The sequence below is a fragment of the Christiangramia sediminis genome (assembly GCF_020552705.1).
GTDB classification, from domain to species: Bacteria; Bacteroidota; Bacteroidia; order Flavobacteriales; family Flavobacteriaceae; genus Christiangramia; species Christiangramia sediminis.
The window spans coordinates 829,783-847,800 of sequence record NZ_JAJBZG010000002.1; the positions used below are offsets into that span (position 1 = coordinate 829,783).

Annotated in this window: 16 protein-coding genes and 3 tRNA genes; 5 read left to right on the plus strand and 14 right to left on the minus strand. The window is 37.7% G+C overall.

Going from position 1 to position 18,018, the window contains the following annotated elements; all coding sequences use genetic code 11:
- Window positions 1-16 precede the first annotated feature (16 nt).
- A complete protein-coding gene (locus LGQ90_RS08285; protein ID WP_229339995.1) occupies window positions 17-865 on the plus strand; it encodes a glycosyltransferase family 2 protein in 849 nt (282 codons plus the stop codon).
- Here LGQ90_RS08285 and pafA read toward each other — a convergent pair.
- Window positions 862-2,493, minus strand: a complete 1,632-nt coding sequence (gene pafA, locus LGQ90_RS08290; protein ID WP_229339997.1) for an alkaline phosphatase PafA — start codon at window positions 2,491-2,493, stop codon at window positions 862-864. The genes LGQ90_RS08285 and pafA overlap by 4 nt on opposite strands.
- Before the next feature lie 116 nt (window positions 2,494-2,609).
- Between pafA and LGQ90_RS08295 the strand changes: the two genes are divergently transcribed.
- Window positions 2,610-3,347, plus strand: coding sequence for an MlaE family ABC transporter permease (locus tag LGQ90_RS08295; protein WP_229339999.1), 738 nt, complete (start codon window positions 2,610-2,612; stop codon window positions 3,345-3,347).
- A gap of 3 nt (window positions 3,348-3,350) precedes the next feature.
- Window positions 3,351-4,115: an ABC transporter ATP-binding protein gene (locus LGQ90_RS08300; protein WP_229340001.1), complete on the plus strand. Its 765-nt coding sequence runs from the start codon at window positions 3,351-3,353 to the stop codon at window positions 4,113-4,115.
- On the opposite strand, the gene LGQ90_RS08305 is transcribed toward LGQ90_RS08300, so the two are convergent.
- From LGQ90_RS08305 to porV, 9 genes are all read right to left on the minus strand, one after another.
- Window positions 4,116-5,549 (minus strand): DUF389 domain-containing protein, encoded by a 1,434-nt coding sequence (locus LGQ90_RS08305; protein WP_229340004.1) that lies wholly within the window; start codon window positions 5,547-5,549, stop codon window positions 4,116-4,118.
- Between the two features lie 2 nt (window positions 5,550-5,551).
- Window positions 5,552-6,643 carry a mannose-1-phosphate guanylyltransferase gene (locus LGQ90_RS08310; protein WP_229340006.1) on the minus strand — a complete coding sequence of 364 codons (1,092 nt, stop codon included), beginning with the start codon at window positions 6,641-6,643 and terminating at the stop codon, window positions 5,552-5,554.
- Window positions 6,644-6,648: 5 nt separating this feature from the next.
- Window positions 6,649-7,248, minus strand: coding sequence for a SprT-like domain-containing protein (locus tag LGQ90_RS08315; protein WP_229340008.1), 600 nt, complete (start codon window positions 7,246-7,248; stop codon window positions 6,649-6,651).
- A gap of 3 nt (window positions 7,249-7,251) precedes the next feature.
- A complete protein-coding gene (locus LGQ90_RS08320) occupies window positions 7,252-7,935 on the minus strand; it encodes an SDR family NAD(P)-dependent oxidoreductase (RefSeq protein WP_229340010.1) in 684 nt (227 codons plus the stop codon).
- Entirely contained in the window at window positions 7,935-8,918 is a 984-nt protein-coding gene (locus LGQ90_RS08325; RefSeq protein WP_229340012.1) for a M20/M25/M40 family metallo-hydrolase, read from the minus strand. The genes LGQ90_RS08320 and LGQ90_RS08325 overlap by 1 nt, the downstream gene beginning before the upstream one ends.
- Window positions 8,919-8,981: 63 nt before the next feature.
- The gene (locus LGQ90_RS08330; RefSeq protein WP_229340014.1) at window positions 8,982-10,703 is read right to left on the minus strand and encodes a pyruvate dehydrogenase complex dihydrolipoamide acetyltransferase; all 1,722 of its coding nucleotides are present in this window, start codon (window positions 10,701-10,703) and stop codon (window positions 8,982-8,984) included.
- A 3-nt stretch (window positions 10,704-10,706) separates the two neighbouring features.
- Window positions 10,707-11,708 carry a pyruvate dehydrogenase (acetyl-transferring) E1 component subunit alpha gene (pdhA, locus tag LGQ90_RS08335; protein ID WP_229340016.1) on the minus strand — a complete coding sequence of 334 codons (1,002 nt, stop codon included), beginning with the start codon at window positions 11,706-11,708 and terminating at the stop codon, window positions 10,707-10,709.
- Window positions 11,709-11,818: 110 nt separating this feature from the next.
- Window positions 11,819-12,301, minus strand: coding sequence for a cytidine deaminase (cdd, locus tag LGQ90_RS08340; RefSeq protein ID WP_229340018.1), 483 nt, complete (start codon window positions 12,299-12,301; stop codon window positions 11,819-11,821).
- A gap of 79 nt (window positions 12,302-12,380) precedes the next feature.
- A complete protein-coding gene (gene porV, locus LGQ90_RS08345; RefSeq protein WP_229340021.1) occupies window positions 12,381-13,535 on the minus strand; it encodes a type IX secretion system outer membrane channel protein PorV in 1,155 nt (384 codons plus the stop codon).
- Between the two features lie 419 nt (window positions 13,536-13,954).
- Between porV and gldJ the strand changes: the two genes are divergently transcribed.
- A complete protein-coding gene (gldJ, locus tag LGQ90_RS08350; RefSeq protein ID WP_229340023.1) occupies window positions 13,955-15,649 on the plus strand; it encodes a gliding motility lipoprotein GldJ in 1,695 nt (564 codons plus the stop codon).
- Window positions 15,650-15,716: 67 nt separating this feature from the next.
- Complete coding sequence (locus LGQ90_RS08355) at window positions 15,717-17,009, plus strand: UDP-N-acetylmuramoyl-tripeptide--D-alanyl-D-alanine ligase (protein ID WP_229340025.1); 1,293 nt, start codon at window positions 15,717-15,719, stop codon at window positions 17,007-17,009.
- A 4-nt stretch (window positions 17,010-17,013) separates the two neighbouring features.
- Here LGQ90_RS08355 and LGQ90_RS08360 read toward each other — a convergent pair whose 3' ends face one another.
- The 4 genes from LGQ90_RS08360 to LGQ90_RS08375 form a co-directional block, all read right to left on the minus strand.
- Complete coding sequence (locus LGQ90_RS08360; protein WP_229340027.1) at window positions 17,014-17,466, minus strand: DUF4440 domain-containing protein; 453 nt, start codon at window positions 17,464-17,466, stop codon at window positions 17,014-17,016.
- Between the two features lie 82 nt (window positions 17,467-17,548).
- Window positions 17,549-17,623 (minus strand) — tRNA-Val (locus LGQ90_RS08365).
- Window positions 17,624-17,738: 115 nt separating this feature from the next.
- Window positions 17,739-17,813, minus strand: a tRNA-Val gene (locus LGQ90_RS08370).
- Window positions 17,814-17,936: 123 nt separating this feature from the next.
- Window positions 17,937-18,011: transfer RNA gene (locus tag LGQ90_RS08375), tRNA-Val, on the minus strand.
- Between the last annotated feature and the right edge of the window lie 7 nt (window positions 18,012-18,018).

Genomic DNA, 18,018 nt, shown 5'->3' on the forward strand with positions numbered 1-18,018 from the left:
AGTAATCAATTTTCTCTTGAAAATCTACGTTGTTATTCCCGCTCATAATGAAGCCAACTTTATAGGCCAGACACTTCAGTCTCTCGCAGACCAAAGCCTGAAACCAAATAAAGTGGTAGTGGTAGATGACAGCTCTACAGATAATACTTCTGAAATTGTTGAAGAATTCGTTTCAAAATACCCGTTTATAGAACTGGTTAAAAATAATTCTTCTACTGAGCATGCTCCCGGCAGCAAGGTGGTAAACGCATTCTATAAAGGTTATTATAAACTGGATGATGATTTTGATGTGATCTGTAAATTTGATGCAGATCTTATCTTTCCGGTAAATTATCTGGAGAAAATAGCCGAGTATTTTAATAATGATAATCTGGCCGGAATGGTGGGTGGTTTCTGTAGCATCCAGAGAAAAAATAAATGGATCCCTGAAAATCTTACCGGAAATGATCATATTCGAGGTGCTTTAAAAGCTTACAGAAAACATTGTTTCATCCAGATTGGTCAATTAAAACCAGCTATGGGTTGGGACACTGCAGATGAACTCCTGGCACGCTTTCATGGCTGGAAGGTAATCACAGATCAAACTTTACTGGTTAAGCATTTAAGACCAACAGGGATGAACTATTTTGAACATGCCGGAAGAAAACAGGGAGAAGCATTCTACAGGTTGCGGTATGGAATGACTTTAAGTTTAATCGCTTCAGCTAAACTGGCGGCAATGAAAATGAATCCTTTTGCATTTTTACATTATGCTTCAGGTTATTTCCAGGCAAAAAACAAAAAACGACCTTTTCTTGTTTCAGAAGAAGAAGGCCGTTTTATAAGACAATTACGCTGGGCGAACATCAGGAAGAAATTCGCTTAATCCTTAAGCATAATTTTTAATGGCTGTCCTGTTGAAGCATCAGGAAAAGAATTTCCAAGTATTGCAGACATGGTAGGAGCAATATCCGGAATTACCGAATGTTCAAAGGTACTGCCATGCTTAATCCCTTTTCCGAAGAAAATTAGCGGCACGTGCGTATCATAAATAAAACCTGAGCCGTGCGTAGTTCCTTTTTCAGGATAAATGATGTAACCAGGATCCAGCACAAAAACGATATCACCGCTACGCTCCTGATTGAATCCGTTTTGAATTAAAGAACTAATCCCTTTGGTAAAACTACCAGATTGCAATTGTTCCCTTGTATAAACTCTTGAAATACTCTCTTGCTGAAGTAAAAAATGGGCAATTTTTTGCTGAACTTCATGAGCATCCAGGTCTTCTTCTTGCAATACTTTATAATCAAGAAAGACCTGTGTATTTGAAATATTCTGAATAAGACTATCTACTTTGAATTCTTCACGAACAAAATCTTCAATTTTCTTGTTCTCCTCGACATCATTAAAATAACCGGAAGGAATTTTTCGGCTGGATAAATATGCAGGAACATCTACTCCACCGTGGTCTGAGGTTAAGAAGACAGTATACTCACCCTCCCCTACTGTTTCGTCCAGATATTTAAGAAAATCTGCCAGGGCAAGATCCAACCTCATATACGTGTCTTGAATTTCTTTGGAATTCACTCCGAAATTATGTCCCACATAATCTGTACTTGAAAAACTAAGTGTAAGCACATCAGTGATCTCATCTTTCCCCAAGCTCTCTCCTTTAATGGCAGCTTTTGCAAATTCAGCAGTTAGGTCATTTCCATAAGGAGTTGCTTTAATTAAGTCGTATTCCCCATTTTCAGAAGCTAATGCTTTAAGATCGTATGGAAAGCTTGCGATTTCTTTTCCCTGGTAACCAAATTCAAAATTATTTTCATCCGCTCCACTTTCCTTATAAGAGTTGATATCTTTTAAGGTATTCCAGGGCTTTAAATAGGATTTGGCCTTTCCAGACTTGTTAAAATCTTTTACCCACTGAGGAAGTTCATTCATATAATAACTACTGGTGATCCATTTAGCTTCGTCGCGGCCATGAAACCAGTAAGCAGCATTTGCGGTATGGCCTGCGGGAAGAATAGCGCCACGATCCTTTAATGCAATTCCTATCGTCTTTCCCTTCATTTGAGTATGAAGACGGTTTTCGTCTGCAAAAGTGGTCGACTTCATTCTATGCGGAGACATTTTACCGGCATCACTTTGTGTTCCCACAGGTTTTACCGATGCATCTCCAGCACAATAGACAGATTCATCTTCAAATTTATCGAACCATCCATTACTTATAATTCCATGATATTCTGGAGTAGTCCCGGTAAATACTGAAGCGTGGCCGGGCCCGGTATAGGTAGGAACATAATTGAAGTGGTTATTTTTAAAATTATATCCATTATTTACAAGCCTTTTAAAACCTTCTTCTCCAAATTGATCCCAAAAGCGGGTGAGGTAATCATACCTCATCTGATCTACTACAATTCCCACGACCAGTTTTGGTTTTTCGTTTACAATCTGAGCTTTCAATGGCGCCAGATTAATTACAAATATTAATGCTAAAAAATACCGTTTCATCGGGTTAAGTTTTTTAATGGACTTCAAAAATACTAAACTTGAAACGCTAAAGTTTAATTAAGCGTTAAATAGTTTAGCGCGAAAATTTAGTATTTTAGCCTTTCAAAATTCAATTAATGACCTACCTGCACTCCATTGGGGAATATTTTTTAATGCTTAAAGGAGTTTTTGGCCGAATGACGAAAGCTTCGGTTCTTAGAAATCTTATTTTTAAAGAAATAAATGAGCTTATAATGGGCTCTCTGGGCATTGTTGCATTCCTTTCTTTCTTTATTGGAGCAGTGGTAGCGATTCAAACAGCACTAAATTTAAATAACCCGCTTATTCCTAAATCACTGGTGGCCTACGCAGCAAGACAATCTGTGATTTTAGAATTTGCACCAACCTTTATTTCCATCATTATGGCTGGGAAAGTGGGGTCTTTTATTACTTCCAGTATTGGATCTATGAGGGTTACCGAGCAAATTGATGCACTGGAAGTAATGGGAATAAATTCCAAGAATTATCTTATTTTCCCTAAGATCACTGCAATGTTAACTTATCCGTTTGTAATTGCCATATCAATGTTTCTGGGAATTGCAGGTGCCTATTGTGCTGCGGTATTTGGAGGTTTTGTTACTTCAGATCAGTTTCTAACGGGGCTGCAGGACGATTTTAATGGTTTTCATCTTACCTATGCTTTTATAAAAACATTCCTTTTTGCCTTTATCCTGGCTACTGTTCCTGCTTATCATGGATATTACATGAAAGGTGGTGCATTGGAGGTTGGAGAGGCCTCAACAACCTCTTTCGTCTGGACAAGTGTAGTTCTAATTGTTACCAATTATGCGGTGACCCAACTTTTATTAAGCTAACAAATGATACAGGTAAAAAACTTACATAAAGCATTCAATAATCAGGAAGTTCTTAAAGGGATCGATTATACTTTTGAAAGAGGTAAAACCAACCTGATCATTGGACAGTCCGGGTCTGGTAAAAGTGTTTTCTTAAAGTGTATGCTGGGTCTTTTCAAAGCAGATAAAGGAACAATTGAATATGATGGCAAACCTTATTCTACCTTTTCAGATGAAGAACAACGAGAGTTAAGAACTGAAATGGGAATGCTCTTTCAAGGAGGTGCTTTATTTGATTCTATGACAGTTGAAGAGAATGTGATGTTTCCTTTAAAGATGTTCACCAAACAAAAAAAGAGCGATATGCTATCCAGAGTGCATGAAGTCCTGGAACGTGTAAATTTAGAAGGAAATGGTAATAAAATGCCTTCTGAAATTAGTGGAGGAATGCAAAAAAGGGTGGCCATAGCCAGAGCCATTGTAAATAAACCTAAATATTTGTTTTGTGATGAGCCAAACTCAGGACTGGATCCTCAAACGGCTACGGTAATAGACAACCTTATTCAGGACCTTACCCATGAGAACGATATCACTACAGTTTTAATTACACATGATATGAACTCTGTACTGGAGATCGGGGAACGCATCGCATTTTTAAAAGATGGGAAATTAGCCTGGAAAGGCACTAAAGAAGAGATCTTTCAAACAGAAGATGAAACAGTGACCGATTTTGTGTATTCTTCCAATCTATTTCAGAAAGTAAGGGAAGCACAGTTAAAAGGCCTCTAATTATCTCACGTTCTTTATCGCAAGGGTATCTAGATCTAACCTTACTCTCATCCAGTTTTCAAACTTTTCCTGTTGTGAAGCCAGCTCATTGTTACGGAGCTTATTATTCCAAATTACGGTAAATGTTGGAATGGTGTCTGTTTTTTGAAAATTCGTCGTAATTAGATTAGAGTAACCTATTTCCTCAATATTTTCGTAATTGATCTTTGCTTCTTTACTTAAATTAACGAACGAGAAATTATCTCCTCTATATTTGGAGAGTTCAGATTCCAGTAATTCAATTCGGCGATCCTTATTTTGTAGTACTTCCTGATTTTTTACATACAGTTCCTCAAGAATTCCACTTCTCACCACCGTAGAAAGCTGATTAATATCCTGACTCTGATCATTCCCCTGGTGAACTACAAGCTGTGCTTCTTTAAGCGCTTCTATCTCCCCAAGTCTCTCCCGCCAGGTAGTAATGGTTGCAGCTGGAATTGTATTTCCAATCATATATACATCAATGGTTTTAGCTTTATAATCACTGGTAGATTTTAAAGTTTCAGTTCCGGAATATCTAACCGTATTTTCAATAAATTCTGTGGCTTTACTTTCGAAAACCTGCTGCCTCAATAATTTTACAAATAGCACCACACTGGGTATCATTACAATTATAGCCACAGTAGAAGCAATTTGTGCTGTCCTCTTCCTTCTTTTACTATTAGCATATTTCACCAAAGGAAATCCCAACAATTTAGAAACAACGAAAGTCGAGAGCGCTATAAAGACTGCGTTAATAGAAAATAAATAAAGAGCCCCTAAAGCATATTCCCATCGGGCATTTGCGATTCCGTAGCCTACTGTACATAAGGGAGGCATAAGTGCTGTAGCAATCGCAACCCCCAAAATTACACTTGCTATGGTTCCTTTTTTGGTTTTAGCAACTATCAGCGCCAAACCACCAAAAATAGCTACAAGAACATCAAGAATCGTCGGATAGGTTCTCGCGACCAGCTCTGGAGTTTCGTTCTTGACAGGAGATATAAAAAAGTAAATAGTTGCCGTGAGCACACTAAGTCCCACCATGATTCCCAGATTCACAAAGGAACGCTTTAAGGTATCTACGTCATTAATAGCCACCGCCATTCCTATACCCACAATAGGCCCCATTAATGGAGAGATTAACATGGCTCCAATTACCACCGCGGTGCTACTAACATTAAGTCCTATGGAAGCAACAAAAATGGAAAAAATAAGGATCCAGGCATTATGACCTTTAAAAGAGATATCTTTTTGAACAGCTTCTACGGTAGATTCCCTATCGGTGTCTTCCCGAATATTCAGCAGACGACTGAAGAAGGTCCTGGCTTTTTTACGAATTTCTTTTGCATCCTCCCGTAAGTTTTCGCTGCCTGAATTTTTGGATACCCTTGTTTTATCTTCTGTATTTTCCATTATTAACCTAAATCTTCACCAAAATCTTTCATTACTTTCTCCCGTAATTGCTTTATTTCCTGTTCTTCAGATTTCGGAATGATCATTAGTACCTCCTTATCTTCTACCACTATATAATCTGAAAGCCCTTTTAAAACCACAATTTTTTTATCTACCGTAGAAACTATATTGTTTTCTGAATCTTCTGAAAGCAGCCTGCAGTTAATAGCCGTATTTTCATCTTCATCTGAAGGCAACTCTTTTTTAACCGATGACCAGGTTCCCAGGTCACTCCAGTCAAAACTTACCGGAATAACATAAACCGAATCAGACTTTTCCATGATCCCGTAATCAATAGAGATATTTGAGGTTCTTGAATAGTTCTCTTCAATGAATTTTTCCTCCTCTGGCGTATTCCATTTTTCCTTTCCATTATCTAAAACACTAAAAGTGTCTGGAAGATATTTTTTAAAACTCTCAATTATAAATTTTGCACTCCAGATAAAAATCCCAGCATTCCACACGTAATTCTCCGCTTCGATAAATGCTTTCGCTTTCTTCTCATTTGGTTTTTCAGTGAAAGCATCTACCTTCTTCAGGTTTTCTTTATCTTCTTTATCATATTTTATATATCCATAACCGGTATTGGGATAAGTAGGTTCTATACCAAGTGTAACTAATTTATCCTCAAGTTCTACATTATCAAAAGCTTCCTGAATAGAATCAAGAAATTTATCCTCGTCTTTGATCCAGTGATCGCTAGGCGCTACCACGGTTAAAGCTTTCGGGTTCTTCTTATAAATCTTTAAGGCTCCTAATAAAATACTGGGTGCGGTATTTCTCATTTCAGGTTCAGCCACAATTTGCTCCTCTTTAATGTGTGACACCTGATCTTTGATCATATCTACATATTTCGCATTAGTAAGAACATAGATATTCTCTACAGGAATAAGCTTGGAAAGTCTTTTAAAGGTTGTTTGAAAAAGTGTTTCTCCCACTCCTAATATATCCAGGAATTGTTTGGGATTTGATGCTTTACTGGCTGGCCAGAATCGAGATCCAACACCGCCAGCCATTAGAATTGCATAGTAGTTATCTTTTTTTGTCCCCGTCATAATTATTAAACCTTAATTAAATGTACTTCAGCATTAGGCTGAAATAAATAAATTCTTCCTGTATCCATTTCCAGACATTCATATCGCTTCACTTTTCTCAGCCCCTTTTTAAAGGTCTTGCCGTTATGGATCTTAAATAAACTTCCCGCAGGAATTTCAAAAATATAGCTTTTATCGTTTTCTGGATCAAAACTTTTAAGAGCTACAGATAAACCCGCATCTGTATCGCTGCTAGCTTTAGGGTTTCTAAAGTGATTGGCTATTACAGGCAGTAATGAATTTGGAAATATCTCGGGCCGTATAAAAGGCAGCATCAAACTTCTAAAACAATGCTTCCACTCTCGTCCATGTGGTTTTATTTCTCGCCCATACTTTTCAAAAGCTATTAAATGGGCAATTTCATGGATACTGGTTATTAAAAACCGGTATTTATTCAAATTCGCATTTATTGTGATCTGTTGGGAACCATCGGGCATTCTGCGATAATCTCCATGCCTGGTCACCCGCTCATTGACAATCTTTAAATGAACACCGTTCATCTTTATCAATTCTGAAACTGGTATCACTGCATTTTCAGGCAAATATTTGGCAAGGATATCTCTCATTTATTATGGTGTACTATTAGACACCTGCAATATTTTACCATTATATAACTTCTGTCCATTAAGACTGAAATCTGCAATATACTGCGCCATTTCTTTTGCACTCACCGGAGCTTTGTATCCTGGAAAGGCTTCTTCAAGCATTTCCGTTTGAACCGCCCCAAGTGCTAAAGCATTAAACGAAGGTCCATTTTCCTTATATTCTTCTGCTAGTAATTCAGTGAGAGTCAACAAAGCGCCTTTACTGGAGCTATAAGCTGCAAGGCCGGGAAATTTCATACTCCCCTGGATTCCGCCCATACTACTAATATTCAGCACATGAGATTCATTATGCATATATGGAAGCAGTTTTCTGGTAATTTCGGCAACCCCAAACACATTAACCTTATAAACCTGGCTAAAATCTTCATAAGCAGAATCTTTAAAAGGTTTATTTAATAGTGCTCCCGCATTATTTATAAGCACATCAACTTTAGAGTTCCAATTACTGGTGATATAATTTTCAGCTTTTAAAAGGCTGTCTTCAGAAGTTATATCGAATGAAAAAGTCCGAACATTTTCCAGATTTAGATCTTTTACGGGTTTTTCATTCCTGGAAAGTGCCAGAACATTATGTCCCAATTTCGATAAAATTGAAACCATCTCAAAGCCAATCCCTCTGCTTGTACCGGTAATTACAATATTCTTCATTAATCAATCATTTTAATTTCCTTCTCTTCAGTATTTGTCATTTTCTGCAAACCTGGGAGAAGATCTTCAATAAGTGAAGCCATAAATTCTGCATTCAGAAATTCAGATTCATCATCTACATGATGATAATAAGGATAATTAGAAAAATCGAAAGTACTTACTGTTTGTGAAGGCACATTAAAAGCTTCAAAAAAAGGATAATTATCACTTCTTTTGAAAAGACTCATTTGCTGTGCCTGGGGCAAAAACCCAAGGACTTCCTCTCCATTGGAATATTCATTAAATTTTTCAGCAAGGTTGGATTTCTCAAAACCAGTAAGATAAGCCTTATAATCTTTCGCCTTCATAGGCACTCCTATCATTTCCAGATTAAACATAACATACAGATCCAGCTCTTCAGCTTTCAATTTATTTGCCAGGTGTTTAGAACCTTTTAATCCCATTTCTTCTCCTGAAAAAAGTGCAAAAATAATACTTCTCTTATTTTGGTTTATTTGAGAGAAGTGTTTTGCCAACTGAATAACCCCAACCGTACCGGCAGCATTATCATTTGCTCCATTGGCAATAGTATCTCCTTCCACTTCTTTTCCTAGACCTATGTGATCATAATGTGCACCTACAACAATAAATTCATCTTTTAATTCGGGATCATTTCCTTCCAGATACCCAACGATGTTAAATCCTTCTACGTCTTCGATCATAAAATGATCTCTGTATGTTTCGAAATATGGCTCTACACCAAAATTTTTAAATTTATTTTCAATAAAAACTGCTGCATCTTCAATTCCTGCTGATCCTGTTTTACGGCCCATCAGCTCATCTGATGCTAAATAAGTAAGATCATCCTGCACTTCTGTTACAGAAACTTCTGTTTTTACAACCTCTAATTCGTTTGTTTTCTTTGTCTGGCCCGTACAGGATAAAACGGTGAACAACATGATGAACATCCCGTTAAACATGCTAAATAATGTAATTTTTCTCATACCGTTAAAGATAAAAAAATCCCGCGATTAGGCGGGATTTTGATAATTTATTAAAGTCTGAAATTAAGCCAGCATCGTAACCGGATTCTCCATATAAGTCTTTAATGTTTGCAGGAATGCAGCACCTGTTGCCCCATCTACCGTACGGTGGTCACAGGCAAGAGTTAATTTCATAGTATTTCCAACCACGATCTCACCATTCTTCACTACTGGTTTCTCCACAATAGTCCCCACAGAAAGAATAGCGGAATTAGGCTGATTTATGATACTGGTAAATTCTACAATCCCGAACATTCCAAGGTTAGAAACCGTAAAAGTACTGCCTTCCATATCGGCAGGCTGAATCTTTTTATTTCTGGCCTTCCCTGCAAGATCCTTCACATTTCCACCTATTTGGGTTAATGTCATCTGGTCTGCAAACTTAAGCACAGGCACTACGAGTCCTTCTTCAACTGCTACCGCAACGCCCATATGTATATGCTTGGCGATCTTGGTTGTATCTCCAGTCCACTGACTATTAACCTGCGGATGCTTTCTAAGAGCCATTGCTGAAGCTTTGATCACCATATCATTAAAAGAAACCTTAACATCTGGCATTTCATTGATCTGCTTTCTAGAAGCCATTGCGTTTGCCATGTCTACTTCTATAGTAAGATAATAATGAGGAGCGGTAAATTTAGACTCACCCAAACGTTTGGCAATTACCTTACGCATTTGTGAATTCTTACGATCTTCAAAACTTTCTTCTCCTGCAGGAGTGTATGGTTGCGCTGCCGCAGTGGTTTTCTCAGCAGAATCTGATTTTGCTACTGCAGGTTTATCAGATTCCTTAAAGTTCTCTATATCTTTCTTTACAATTCTACCGTTCTCACCGCTGCCGTTTACATCAGAAAGATCAATGCCTTTATCCTCTGCCATTTTCTTAGCTAAAGGGGAAGCAAAGATTCTTCCTCCATCTTTCGATTGAGATTGACCTCCGGATTTCTTCTCTTCAGAATCCTGCTTATCGGAATCTTTAGATGAATCTGTTTCTTTATCTTTTTCTGAATCTGAAGTCTTCTTGGATTTTTTACCTGCACCACCGGAAGTATCTATTTTAGAAACATCGGTTCCTTCAGGACCAATAATTGCCAATAAGCTATCTACTTTTGCAGATTCTCCTTCCTGAATACCAATTTTTAAAAGAGTTCCGTCGTAGAAAGATTCGAATTCCATAGTTGCTTTATCGGTTTCGATTTCAGCAAGAATATCTCCTTCTTCAACTTTATCACCTTCCTGTTTAAGCCATGCCGCTACAGTTCCTTCTTCCATGGTATCACTTAAGCGAGGCATTTTGATGATCTCTACTCCTTCAGGCATCTCTGAACCTTCGTTCTCGCTATCATCGTCTTCAGCATCTGATTCTTCTTTTGAACCCTCTTTTTTATCTGAATCCTCATCTTTTGATTCATCTTCAGAATCATCAGATTTATCTTTTTTCTTATCTTTCTTTTTATCTTCAGCATCATCACTTCCGCCGCCACTAATAAGATCAGAAATATCTTCTCCCTCTTCACCAATTATGGCTAGTAATTCGTCAACCGGTGCGCCATCTCCTTCTTCTACACCAATATGAAGCAAAGTTCCTTCATAAAAGGATTCAAATTCCATCGTGGCCTTATCGGTTTCGATCTCAGCCAGAATATCACCTTCTTCTACTTTATCTCCCTTTTTTTTCAGCCACTTTGCAACGGTACCTTCTTCCATGGTATCGCTCAAACGTGGCATTTTGATAACTTCTGCCATAGTTTAGTCTAATTTATGTGCTAGAAAAGGATAATTTTCCTGTTCGTAAACAACGTCATACATAATATTCTTATCAGGGAAATCAGATTCGTCAGCGAATTTTTCACATTCTGCAACTTTCTCCTTAACGCGTTTATCGATCTCTTTTAATTCTTTTTCTGAAGCGTATTTCTTCTCCTTAATTAAATCACGAACCTTTGAGATAGGATCCAGTTTCTGATATTCAGCAACCTCATCCTTGGTACGATATTTTTGAGCATCACTCATAGAGTGCCCACGGTATCTATATGTTTTCAATTCAAGGAAAGTAGGACCATTTCCTTTTCTTGCCCTGGTAATTGCTTCATCTAAAGCTTCAGCCACCTTAACCGGATCCATGGCATCTACAGGCCCACATGGCATTTCATAGCCATTACCTAGTTTCCATATTTCAGTATCTTTTGAAGTACGTGCCACCGATGTTCCCATCGCATAACCATTATTCTCAACACAAAATACCACTGGAAGGTTCCAGTTCACCGCCATATTAAGGGTTTCATGAAGAGATCCCTGTCTAACAGCACCATCCCCCATAAAGGTTAAGGTAACATTGTCTCTTTTGTGATATTTATCGGCAAAAGCAAGCCCGGCTCCAAGAGGAATTTGTCCTCCTACGATCCCGTGTCCACCGTAAAATCTTTGTTCTTTAGCAAAAATGTGCATAGACCCACCAAGTCCCATTGAGGTTCCTGTCTTCTTTCCGTAAAGCTCTGCCATCACTCTCTTAGGATCTACTCCCATCCCGATTGGCTGAACGTGGTTACGGTAAGCGGTGATCATACGATCTTTCTCAAGGTCCATCGCGTGTAGTGCTCCGGCCAAAATAGCTTCCTGCCCATTATATAAATGTAAAAACCCTCTAACTTTTTGTTGAATATAAACCTGCGCAAGCTTATCCTCGAATTTGCGCCAAAACAACATATCCTCGTACCACTTTATATATGTGGCTTTTGTAATTTTCTTCATCTAAAATTTATATTTAAAGGCCAGACAGATTGGTTTTGCCAAGCGGATAACAAAAATACTATTTTCGATAAGAAACGAAAACAGTTTTGCAGCAAAAAATAACGAAAACCTTATAGACAGGAATTATCAAAAACTAAAGGCAATAGATCCTTGATTGATTCAGCCTTAACCACTTTCCCTGTTTCTCCCATAAAATAAAGCTCTATAGGTTCTTCCTGCTTTACCTCATATTCTACCAGCGCCTGCCTGCAGGCTCCACATGGAGGCACAGGAGAAATCACTTTATGCCTTAAGGATTTTGCCGTAATCGCTATTTTTAAAATCCGGGAATTAGGATATTTAGCACCTGCTGAATAGACAGCCGTTCTTTCAGCACAAAGACCGGAAGGATAGGATGCATTCTCCTGATTGCTACCCACAACTATTTCTCCATTTTCCAGAAGAATGGCTGCTCCTACTTTAAAACTGGAATATGGGGCATATGCATTTTCTCTAACCTCGGTAGCTTCCTGCATTAAGTCCTGAACATCCTTTGGTATTTCATCTATAGATTCATAAACTTCTAAACGAGAAGTAATGGTAAGTGGCTTCATATAAAATTATTGGAAAGACAAGGTAATAGAAAGCAAACTGGTTTCAAACAGGAATAAGATAGTTTTAAGAGTTCAACCTCTAGTTACTAAAGCTATCTCCAAAATTAAAGCTTATACCAAATCTAAGTGTACCCTCTAAAGGACTTGGAACCGATGAAGTTGAGAATAAGTAAGACGCATCAATTATAACATTCTCATAAGCAAATCCTGCACCTAAAGAGAAAAACCTCCGAAATCCTTTATCTTCACTTTCATTAAAATACCCAGCTCGTAACGCGAATTTTTCACGATACCAGTATTCTGCACCCAGGGCCAGAGTCACCTCTTTTGCTTCTTCAGAAAAACCATTAGGAGCATCTCCAAAAGATTTAAATATCCCTTCTATAGATCCTACTGAATTATATTCTTCATCATCTTCACCATCTATATCTCCATCATCATCAAAATCCTGAGGAGTAGGCACCAGTAATTTATTGAATTCAACATAGGTCCCTAAACGGTTATCAGCGTCAAAGATAAAATCGAAACCGGCTCCAAGTTTTAAATTGGTAGGAATAAAGTTCTCCTGACCGGCATCATCATATTTCATTTTAGGCCCGATATTAGCAATAGCCGCACCTATTCGCCATTGTGCATCGAAATTACTTAGAGTTAGTTCTCTTCCCTGATAATAGGCAGCCACATCAACCCCAAAAGTTGAGGCAGCACCCAAATCTTCGTTATCCTGAAGACCAAGATCTGATCTCAAATACCTACCGGCTACAGCTGTCGAGAAAGTCTCACTAAGCTTTAAAGCATAAGAAACATCAAAAGTCAGTTCATTTGGATTGACAAAATTTGGAAATTGCTCAAAAGTCTCTCTTGTTTCTATGGTACCAAGACTAAAATACCTCAAGCTTGCCGCAGCAGCACTTTTATCATTTAATTTATGGTAATAGTTAAGACTTCCCAGGAAGATATCGTTAACAATTTCACTCAAATATGGAGTATACGAAACGGCAATTCCATTTTCCCTGGTAGCAAAAGCATATTTTGCTGGGTTCCATTGCTGGGAAAAAACATCGGGAGATGTAGCCACCCCCTGGTCACCCATTCCGGCTGCACGTGCATCTGCTGCAACCAACAAAAAAGGAACAGCAGTAGTAATAACCCTATCCCTGTCATTATCCTGCGCAAATACTGAAAGATCGGCAAGCAAAATAAACGCAATCAAAAAGAATGTAATTTTTCTCATTATAGTAGTTAATGATAAACAAATATATAGTAATATTCGTGTTAAGAAAGAACCTCTTATGTAAAAAGCCTTCTTACCCAGTATAAACTCAATAAATCCAAGATTGTGAAAACGTTAGGGGTTAATGAATATAACTCAAATTAATGGAATTTATTGCACTATATAGACAAGTGACCATAAAATTCGATAAAAATTACAAATGAATATAATTTTTCAGCAATTTAGGCGTTTTCAATTATTCTTAAGTTTTAAAACTTAAGGTCCTAATATTAAACCAGATATAAAACAATCTTAGGTGATAGCATATCAGAGAGTTATGAGATTTTACACTCTTTTAGAATTAACAAAATAATCTTGTAGATTTATCGTTAATTAGTATATTGCAAAGCCTAAATTTCTATCATAAAGAAGGGAATACTATGAAATTGAATGTAGCTTTAAAAGCCGTTATTGCTGTAGTTTGTGGCGTTAGCTTACTAAGCTGTAATAAATCCAACAATTACAAAAACACCTCTCGCGCTACTGGATGGGATATTAACTCAGACGAAGGCGGGTTTCAATATAATACAGATTTTAAGGAGCAGGAAGCTGCCCCTGGTTTAGTATTTGTTGAAGGAGGAACTTACACGATGGGACGTGTGCAGGATGATCCTATGCACGACTGGAATAATACTCCAACCCAACAGCATGTACAGTCCTTTTATATGGACGAGACCGAGGTTACTAATAAGATGTACCTCGAATATCTTGACTGGTTAAGACGGGTTTTCCCTCCTAGTGAAGAAAATTATAAGAATATATATGACGGGGCTCTTCCCGATACCTTAGTTTGGAGAAACCGATTAGGTTACAATGAAACTATGGTAACCAATTATCTGCGTCACCCGGCTTATGCTGAGTATCCTGTAGTTGGTGTTAGCTGGATCCAGGCGGTGGAATTCAGTAAATGGAGAACAGATCGTGTAAACGAGTACCGTTTAGAAGATGAAGGATTTATAAAAGAGGGGGCACATTTAACCGATGTTAATGCTTCTTCAACTTTTAATACTGAAACTTACATTCACACTCCTAGCAAAGCTTATGGTGGAAATACCGAAATCAGCCAGGGTGGGGATGAATCCCAGGACAGATTAAGTGAAACTAATGACGCAGGTAATCCTGTGAAAAAAGTATATCCTGGTCGTGAAAGCGGACTTATCTATCCTGAATACAGGCTTCCTACCGAAGCTGAATGGGAATATGCCGCCCTTGGCCTTATTGGAATCAGAAATTACAACACTTACCGTGGTAGAAAAAAATATCCATGGGACGGACAGTACACTAGAAACGGTGATGTTAAGCAGATGGGCGATCAGCTAGCTAACTTTAAACAAGGCGATGGTGATTACGGTGGAATTGCTGGATGGAGTGATGATGGTGCTGATATTACTGCCGAAGTTAAAACTTACGAAGCAAACGATTATGGCCTATATGATATGGCCGGAAACGTTGCAGAATGGGTTGCCGATGTCTACAGACCTATCGTGGATGACGAATTTAACGACTTCAATTATTATCGTGGAAATGTATATACCAAACACGCCATTAATGAGGATGGAACTGTAAAAGTTGTTGGGACAGATGATGTTGTTTACGACACTTTAAGTAACGGAAAACTTGTAGCACGAAACCTTCCGGGTGAGATAGCTCAGGTTCCGGTTACACAAGAAGACACTTACATGAGAACCAACTTTAACGAAAGTGATCAGAGAGATTACCGGGATGGAGACAAGAGTTCAAGTAGATACTACCAACCTTTCCAGGAAGTAGAAGAAGATCCTTCAAAAAGAATGTATAACTCCCCTACCTACGACAATTTCACTTATGCAGACAGTACTTCAGAAGAAGGAATTACTGAAAGAGGATATGACAAGGAAAAAAGGACTACCTTAATAAGCAATGAAGTGAGAGTGTATAAAGGAGGTAGCTGGAGAGACAGAGCTTATTGGTTAGATCCAGCTCAACGCCGTTATTTCCCACAAGATATGGCTACAGATTATATTGGTTTTAGAAATGCAATGTCAAGAGTAGGTTCTAAATCATTAGATAAAAATAAAACGGCCAGAAGCAATTAATTGGCCAGTACCATAAAATAAACTTAAAGCCCTAATTTCTTTAGGGCTTTTTTTATAGATTTATTTTATGAATACAGCACAATTACATCAAAGATTCCTGCTTTGCTCAGGTGTAGATACCGATACCCGAAATATTAGAAAAGATAGCATGTTCTTCGCCCTTAGAGGAGAAAACTTTAATGGGAATGAGTTTGCAAAAGATGCTTTGGAGAAAGGAGCCCGTTATGCGGTAGTAGATGACAAAAATTTTGCTGAGAATAAGGAACATTATATTGTAGTGAAAAATGTTTTGGATTCACTTCAGAAATTGGCTACTTTCCATCGAAATTACCTGGATATTCCAATTCTAGCCATCACCGGAAGTAACGGAAAAACCACAACCAAGGAACTCGTAAACTCCGTACTTTCCAGAAAATTCAAGACTATTGCCACTAAAGGCAACCTAAACAATCATATTGGTGTTCCTCTCACTTTATTATCCATGGATGCCCAAACTGAATTTGGGATTGTAGAAATGGGTGCAAATCACACTTTAGAAATAGAATTCCTCTCTAATATTGCTAAACCTGATTATGGCTATATAACCAATTTCGGAAAAGCCCACCTGGAAGGTTTTGGAAGCCTGGAAGGAGTAATAAAAGGAAAGACCGAATTATATAAAAATTTACAGGAAAGACATAAAATGATCTTTCTGAATATTGATGATGAGGTTCAGAAAAAGCATGAAAATTATAATCATACTTTTAGTTTTGGAGAAAGCAAAACTGCCAATGTAAAAATAGAATATCAAACCGGGCTTGCTTATGCTCAGGTTAAATACAATAAAACTCATTTTAAGAGTAAACTTACTGGTGCCTACAACGCCAAAAATATAGCAGCTGCATTGTGCATAGGTCTTTATTTTAAAGTGCAGTTTGAAGAAATTCAGGAAGCGATTGAGAATTATAGTCCAAACAATAATCGTTCACAAGTAATGGAGACTGGCACCAACACAATTATCATGGACGCATATAATGCAAATCCCACGAGCATGTATGCCGCACTAGAAAATTTTAGCCAGCTAAGAACAAATAAGCAAAAGATCGCGATCCTGGGAGATATGTTTGAGTTAGGAAGTTCTGCTGCAACCGAGCACCAGGTTATCGCTAACTATGTTCAAAATAATGATTTTGCAGAAACCTATTTACTAGGTGATAATTTTAAAAACACCAATACCAGTAGCAATTTTATATTTAAGTTCAAATCTATGGAAGACCTGAAAGAGCATTTAAAAGAATCAGATTTCCAGAACTGCTATTTTCTAATTAAAGGATCAAGAGGTATGGCTTTGGAGAGAGTACTGGACTCGATAAAGAAATAAACACTTATTCGTTTTGAGGCTTTCTGGTAGAATGGAGCATATCCATTCTCCAGCCATCTTTAGTTCTAATTGCGGTTGCACTTTCCAGCCACTTCATTTCACCCACAATTTCATCTCCTTTCTTAAAACTTGCTTTATTATGATAAGCAAGCCAGGCCGTATCACCATTAACTTTAATCTGAATAAACTCAAAATCATTAATTCTTTTAATCCCATTCCTATTATCTGAATTCAACATACTTTTCAGATTTGTGAGATCCCAAACTTCACCATGTTCAAGAAGGATAAAATCTTCTGTAAAATACTCAGGAATGCTTTCCACATCCATATTAGAAAATATATCATCAAAAGACTTTTGAACTAGTGCCTTTAATAGATCTTCATCTGAAGAAGTTTGAGCAAATGAAATATTAAAAAATGTAAAAATGAGTATACTGGAAGTCAGGATTTTTTTCATGAGTTAATCTTTGGTTAGTAGAATGAAAATAAACTATTTTCTAAAAACAAAAAACCTCACATATATGTGAGGCAAGTTTTTGTGAGTGATACTGGATTCGAACCAGTGACCCCTACCCTGTCAAGGTAATGCTCTGAACCAACTGAGCTAATCACCCATTTCTAAAACAAATATATTAAAAACCAATTGCCGTATGCTCTGAAAAATGCTAAATATTCTAATATGAAATAAACTAAAAAAGGCTTCCAGTTCTGGAAGCCTTTTTAATTCTGTGGGCGCGAAGGGATTCGAACCCCTGACCCCTTGGGTGTAAACCAAGTGCTCTGAACCAACTGAGCTACGCGCCCTCGCTTGATTGCGGATGCAAATATACCAAAAATCAGATACGCAAGTATTAAAATTAAAGGATTTTAAATTTAATTATATTTCAATAAAAAAGGCTTCCAGTTTTGGAAGCCTTTTCAATACTGTGGGCGCGAAGGGATTCGAACCCCTGACCCCTTGGGTGTAAACCAAGTGCTCTGAACCAACTGAGCTACGCGCCCTCGCCTG

Excerpts from the sequence above, each read along its gene's own strand:
- pafA (WP_229339997.1), bottom strand. The coding sequence starts at position 2,493 with ATGAAACGGTATTTTTTAGCATTAATATTTGTAATTAATCTGGCGCCA.
- LGQ90_RS08295 (WP_229339999.1), top strand. The coding sequence starts at position 2,610 with ATGACCTACCTGCACTCCATTGGGGAATATTTTTTAATGCTTAAAGGA.
- LGQ90_RS08300 (WP_229340001.1), top strand. The coding sequence starts at position 3,351 with ATGATACAGGTAAAAAACTTACATAAAGCATTCAATAATCAGGAAGTT.
- LGQ90_RS08305 (WP_229340004.1), bottom strand. The coding sequence starts at position 5,549 with ATGGAAAATACAGAAGATAAAACAAGGGTATCCAAAAATTCAGGCAGC.
- LGQ90_RS08310 (WP_229340006.1), bottom strand. The coding sequence starts at position 6,643 with ATGACGGGGACAAAAAAAGATAACTACTATGCAATTCTAATGGCTGGC.
- LGQ90_RS08315 (WP_229340008.1), bottom strand. The coding sequence starts at position 7,248 with ATGAGAGATATCCTTGCCAAATATTTGCCTGAAAATGCAGTGATACCA.
- LGQ90_RS08320 (WP_229340010.1), bottom strand. The coding sequence starts at position 7,935 with ATGAAGAATATTGTAATTACCGGTACAAGCAGAGGGATTGGCTTTGAG.
- LGQ90_RS08325 (WP_229340012.1), bottom strand. The coding sequence starts at position 8,918 with ATGAGAAAAATTACATTATTTAGCATGTTTAACGGGATGTTCATCATG.
- LGQ90_RS08330 (WP_229340014.1), bottom strand. The coding sequence starts at position 10,703 with ATGGCAGAAGTTATCAAAATGCCACGTTTGAGCGATACCATGGAAGAA.
- pdhA (WP_229340016.1), bottom strand. The coding sequence starts at position 11,708 with ATGAAGAAAATTACAAAAGCCACATATATAAAGTGGTACGAGGATATG.
- cdd (WP_229340018.1), bottom strand. The coding sequence starts at position 12,301 with ATGAAGCCACTTACCATTACTTCTCGTTTAGAAGTTTATGAATCTATA.
- porV (WP_229340021.1), bottom strand. The coding sequence starts at position 13,535 with ATGAGAAAAATTACATTCTTTTTGATTGCGTTTATTTTGCTTGCCGAT.
- gldJ (WP_229340023.1), top strand. The coding sequence starts at position 13,955 with ATGAAATTGAATGTAGCTTTAAAAGCCGTTATTGCTGTAGTTTGTGGC.
- LGQ90_RS08355 (WP_229340025.1), top strand. The coding sequence starts at position 15,717 with ATGAATACAGCACAATTACATCAAAGATTCCTGCTTTGCTCAGGTGTA.
- LGQ90_RS08360 (WP_229340027.1), bottom strand. The coding sequence starts at position 17,466 with ATGAAAAAAATCCTGACTTCCAGTATACTCATTTTTACATTTTTTAAT.